The sequence below is a fragment of the Bartonella sp. AA74HLJMH genome (assembly GCF_042197045.1).
Classification (GTDB): Bacteria; Pseudomonadota; Alphaproteobacteria; order Rhizobiales; family Rhizobiaceae; genus Bartonella.
Map to the genome: position 1 here is coordinate 1 of NZ_JBHIRJ010000042.1, position 5,007 is coordinate 5,007.

The 5,007-nt window shown below is 36.9% G+C and carries 7 protein-coding genes and 1 pseudogene; 2 read left to right on the plus strand and 6 right to left on the minus strand.

Features of this window, described 5'->3' with window-relative positions:
• The coding region (locus tag ACFINH_RS09045) for a tyrosine-type recombinase/integrase (protein ID WP_375632793.1) at positions 1-562 on the minus strand (562 nt) is incomplete at its 3' end.
• 200 nt (positions 563-762) lie between these two features.
• Here ACFINH_RS09045 and ACFINH_RS09050 point away from each other — a divergent pair.
• Both ACFINH_RS09050 and ACFINH_RS09055 read left to right on the plus strand, forming a co-directional pair.
• Entirely contained in the window at positions 763-975 is a 213-nt protein-coding gene (locus tag ACFINH_RS09050; protein ID WP_375632795.1) for a hypothetical protein, read from the plus strand.
• A complete protein-coding gene (locus ACFINH_RS09055; protein WP_375632797.1) occupies positions 972-1,349 on the plus strand; it encodes a hypothetical protein in 378 nt (125 codons plus the stop codon). Before ACFINH_RS09050 ends, ACFINH_RS09055 begins: the two co-directional genes overlap by 4 nt.
• 262 nt (positions 1,350-1,611) lie before the next feature.
• Here ACFINH_RS09055 and ACFINH_RS09060 read toward each other — a convergent pair.
• The 5 genes and pseudogenes from ACFINH_RS09060 to ACFINH_RS09080 form a co-directional block, all read right to left on the minus strand.
• A pseudogene (locus ACFINH_RS09060) lies at positions 1,612-2,281 on the minus strand (phage antirepressor KilAC domain-containing protein).
• A gap of 598 nt (positions 2,282-2,879) precedes the next feature.
• On the minus strand, positions 2,880-3,452 hold the full coding sequence (locus ACFINH_RS09065) for a hypothetical protein (RefSeq protein WP_375632799.1): 573 nt from the start codon (positions 3,450-3,452) through the stop codon (positions 2,880-2,882).
• 3 nt (positions 3,453-3,455) lie between these two features.
• Positions 3,456-3,776: a hypothetical protein gene (locus ACFINH_RS09070; RefSeq protein ID WP_375632801.1), complete on the minus strand. Its 321-nt coding sequence runs from the start codon at positions 3,774-3,776 to the stop codon at positions 3,456-3,458.
• A gap of 479 nt (positions 3,777-4,255) precedes the next feature.
• The gene (locus ACFINH_RS09075; protein ID WP_375632803.1) at positions 4,256-4,651 is read right to left on the minus strand and encodes a type II toxin-antitoxin system HicB family antitoxin; all 396 of its coding nucleotides are present in this window, start codon (positions 4,649-4,651) and stop codon (positions 4,256-4,258) included.
• Positions 4,648-4,848 (minus strand): type II toxin-antitoxin system HicA family toxin, encoded by a 201-nt coding sequence (locus ACFINH_RS09080; RefSeq protein WP_375632805.1) that lies wholly within the window; start codon positions 4,846-4,848, stop codon positions 4,648-4,650. The genes ACFINH_RS09075 and ACFINH_RS09080 overlap by 4 nt, the downstream gene beginning before the upstream one ends.
• Positions 4,849-5,007: the final 159 nt, after the last annotated feature.

Consider the following 5,007-nt stretch of genomic DNA (forward strand, 5'->3'; position numbering starts at 1 on the left):
CTTGTAAATCAACATCTACACCTAATGCAGCCGCATGTTTGAGACAAAGATTAAGACGTATCAATGCTGTTCGAGCAGTTCCAGCTTTTGTATGCCAAATAGGGGCAAGGGTATCGCGTATCTCTGTTTGAGTAATCTCTGAAACGGGTAGACAGCCTAATTTAGGGAGAATATAAAGACGTAAAGGTGAAAACCAATCACAAGCCTTACCATCATCTTTTAATTCAGCTTTCCGACTTTCAAAAGCATCTACGGCAATATCTTTTAAGTAATGAAGATTGCTTATTGCCTCACGCTTTTGTTTATTGCGTTCTTTAATAGGGTCACGCCCTTCACGTAAAACAGCTCGCCAACCAGTTGCCAATTCACGGGCTTGTTTTAAAGAGACATCTCTTAAAGCACCCAAGCCCATTTCGCGACGCCGCCCATGAATGGTATAACGATACAGCCATTGAGCACCTCCATCTTTACGCTTATGAAGAAGCAAGCCGGCACCATCATTATATTTGCCAGTTCCCAATGTTGCGACAGATCTTGCATTAAGACGATTCATAAGAACCATTTTTACTCCTTTCTGCTATAGTTTTTACCCATACGTCAGCCCCGCTTGTGGTGTGCAAGTAAGTGGTTTTGATTGATTCAAGATAAACAGATTTGAAATGAGAGAATCCTACGTTATTCGGGCGTCTAATTCAATATGAACAGAGCTAGATTATCATTATAAATCAATATCTTGTATCGGCTTATCAAGCGGAGGATGTTTTGCCCAATTCTGTTTGGTGTTTAAATCACCGCCCACGTAGTAGTCCAGAAGGGATGGTTTACAATCTGTGGCATAATATTTGGGTTGATATTTATCTTCAATCAGGGACAGGTGAAAATGCAAAGTCGGCATATGGTGTTCCGATTACGACCAATTGTAGCTATGCGGATCATGCATTTGATTTTTGGTCTGTTAGTATAAGAGATTTTTGACGAGTGATGAGTTTTCGCCAAGCATGTATGGAAGTAATCAAGCAACCAGTATTGTCGGCAATCAAGCGCCTTCTTTTAAGACGTCTGGAGGACACGTTGATACAAACAATAGACGGATGACTTTGCATATCGGTTGTGAGGATGGTTGCGGTTATGTTTGGCAATATTTGTCTGGTTGTTATCCAGTGACTAAATGGCATACAGGGGAGCAAGGAAGCAGTTTACGTGTAGACATAAATGTTATGTTGGGAGGAGGCGGTTGGACTGGTGGCTCTAACAATGATCATCTTGTGCGGAACTTTGCGCTTTCTCGTTATGTAGAAGATGAAAAAATAGGCGCCCGTGGATGTAGCGAGCCACTTTATTATAATTAGCGCGAGATTATAATTAGCGCGAGATTGATTAGAACATCATTTTATCCAACCTCACTTATGTGGGGCTTTTGTTATGGAGCGTCATATGAGAAAGATATCGAAAGAAGGATTGGCACTTCATCTTGAAGTTTTAAAAACAAAGTTTTTTCTACTAAACTCATGGTGTCAACCATGAGCAGTACAATCTTATCACTCATATTTTCATGTCTAGAAAATTGAGATAATGCCATCCATAAATCGCATAAGAAGTTAGAACCTACCTTCATTGCACACCTTCGTGGATTTGTTCTCTCAAACATGCCGCCAATCCTTTAGGTGTGATTTTTGTTGAAGGCAGCACCTTTTCTGTTCCATCCGGTTTTTGAATGGTGATGGCAGAACAGTCCATGAATCCTTTGTTGATTTTATCCTGATTAAGGTAACAATGGACCACTTGGAGCACGTCGATACACCCAATCATTTTTACGCAAGTAATCTATTAAATTCTTTGGTCTTATCTCCAACATCTTCACGGTTTCAAACAAACCAAACAAACCATCAGAGCGTTTTAAGCCTTCTAAAGCTTTTGCTTTTGGTGCTAATTCTGAAATAACATGGTCTTTCTGCTCAATTTGATTTTGTAGATGATTTAAGGCGCCAAGTAATACTTCGGGTTTGGAGTAATCAATTTATGGAATAGCTACTTGTCTTTCCAAGGGTTAATTATCTTTGCTCGTAAGGCAGTGCTGTAACTAGAAACAAGAATTAAGCATTCACGCTTTGGCGGGTTATAACAAGGGCGGCTTTCACCTTATGTTATCAAGGTAGTGCCCACCAAAATCAACCTTCTCAAATTTGAGGGCGTTAAGTTCTTCAAGCGTTTTCTTGATGTCACGCATAATATTGTCATGCCTTTTGCCACATAATTCAGTAATTTTAATAATGGTATTCATAAAGAATTCTTAGATGTTAGACGTTCCTTAATGACATTCTAAAAGAGTGCTGGTTGCTAAGAAACACGGCATCTAGTCCGTCGTTATGCCTTTCCCCGAAGGGGGGTATATGGCATAGCCACACCTGACAAAGCTATTATATGCATGTAGCATAGAATGAGTTAAAGCTTTTAAATTGCGGAAGATTAGTTATTTCGGCAACTAATCCGCTAGTTGTTTTAAGGTGTTTTTGAGGCACCTGATTTGAAAATACCTATTACTAGAATTGTCCAGTAATAAAAATTACTTTTTGCTAAGAAAACGTTTCACATACTGTACAGTGTACATATTGAAATTGTTATTTATCAATGAGTTAAGTGTACAATGTACAGTCAAATTGAAAATTCTGTCGCTAGCGATAGTTCGCACTAGCCTGTCCCGCAACGAAGCCAACCCGCTGGGAAGTACCTTTTACATTGATTTTATTGACTTTTTTATGGAAAAACAAAGCATAAGTGATAATCTGTTTTTAAAATTGCAATCAAAGTGTGTAATGCATAAACTCATAAGGATATGGAATATATAGATAAAGTTTAAGAACATAATCTAGCCTTTCTTATTAACAGCCAGCGTATTCATGATGAGCAAGTTGGTACTGTATATTGGCAATTAATCTCTCATTGGCTTTTTTTACAATAGCACTTGTAATCTCTGGCTTTGACATCACCCTAGCAATTGAGGGTCCCTCTTGTTTTGCAATAGGGAATTGATTTCCATCCACTCTTTGAAAAACATTACCATTCAGCTTTTTTAATTCAACGCGCTTTGGAAAACTCCCACCTTTGATAAAAGCATGGGGTAAGATTTCTTTCTTTCCAAACAGTGTGTAAGTTACGCCGCGTTTTGTTTCTCTTGCTTGAAAAAATTTAAGAGGTATTGGTGTTCCAGAACCAATGATATCTGTCTCAAGAAACCTTGCTGTCGCCTTTTCTTTAATATAAACACCTCTTCTTATACGCTTTATTTGGGCTGATGAGATGTCTGCAACTTGCTTTTCAGTAAAGCGTTCAACTTGTTTTGCTGCAGTGTTTAGAGCATTACGCAGAGCCCAATTAAGGCGAGGGGCTTGAAGGCTTGTGAAGGTATCTTTTGCCTGTTGAAGATACCATTTTTGGTGGATAATTAATTTCAACTTCTAAGCCTTTTTTGGGGTAGATGTTGATGGCTTGGAAGCTTTAGATTCTTTTGGTTTTTCGAGAGAGGTTTCCTCTGTTACTGTTTCAGATGATATTTGGTTGGGTTCTTTTTCTACTTGCTTAATGTGTTCAATTGTCTTGTCGGATTTTATTTTTGTTTGAACATCAACAAAAGGTTTTACAGCATTAGCGCGCTTGAGACGTGCGTAGACTTGATTGGAAACTTCAACAAATGGATTATTGGGTGTTGATGGTTCAAAGCGAACAGTGCTTTTATTGTCTCCAACAACACACATTGGCTTAGTAATGACAGCTTTCATTACGGCTCCTTTTGAGTCATAATTAATGACATAATTAGTCAATTATTGATTTTTATTCTGTGAAAAATTAATTAGCCAGAGCTAACAAAAAAACAGAGCTTTTTAGCCACGTTTCAAGTTCATATTTTACTGAATTTTAGACACAATACGAATAATACAATGTCATCATTAAATACGATTTTTTACACCATGTCAACAAAAAAATCTATATTTTTTATTTTAAAATAGAATATATAGAATTTTCTAAAACATTTTAGATTTTATAAATTATTGTGAAATTATTATAGGAGGGAAAGGCAATGACAGGTCCAGAAATATTAGATGCCATGTATATAGTATCAATGATAGTTATATCCCTCTTAACTATAGCGTTTTGTTTGCCTGCCGCCTTTTGATTTTCATTAATAGCTCGCGGATCATATGCAATTACACGCTTTTGCAAAAAAATCTAGAGTGATAAATTTTTCCAGATTGAAGAGCTAAATATTAAGCTCGTGACGCGCTGCTGTTGCCAAAAAAGCAGATCTTGTTAAACCTCTCTCTTGTGCACAATTATCAATTGCACGTAAAAGCCCTCGTTCAATTGATATATTTGTGCGTATGACTTCTGAATCATTTTCAATAAAAGGAACTTGTATTAAAAAAGCTCCTTCTGACAAAGCTGTTTTGACAAATTCCCGTTGTATAACTTCTTCAAATTTTGAAGGAATAGGCACTCTAACTATATCTTCACAATAAAGTTGGAGTGCTTCTGTTGCATTTGCGATTAAATTTTCTTCTTCATCAGCAGCAGAAAAAAGTCCCTCAAAATCAGGAAACTGAACACCAAAAGCAGATTCTTCATCTTTATGAACAAGAGCAAAAAATCTTTTCATTCTTCTTCTCCTTCTTTTAACCAGCCTGCTTGTTGTGCGATAGAACGTGCTGTACCAATCGGAAGATTTTTTTTAGGATGTGGAACGATAACAACCTTATCATCTTTTTTAAATTTATGATGAGAACCTTTCACTTTGATAAGTTTAAAGCCATCATGCTTTAATTTTGCAATGATTTTTCGGCTATCTTGTTCCATTACCTAAACTCATAATGTGTAAATATATACACATTTTAATGATTTTTCATCTGATGTCAATTCTTTTTAATGGCTAAAATGCTTATAAAGCGCATTAAGAGCAATGCGCAATGAAAGCACAAGATGTGGTAGTGATTGATCTTCTATGACAAGATACTG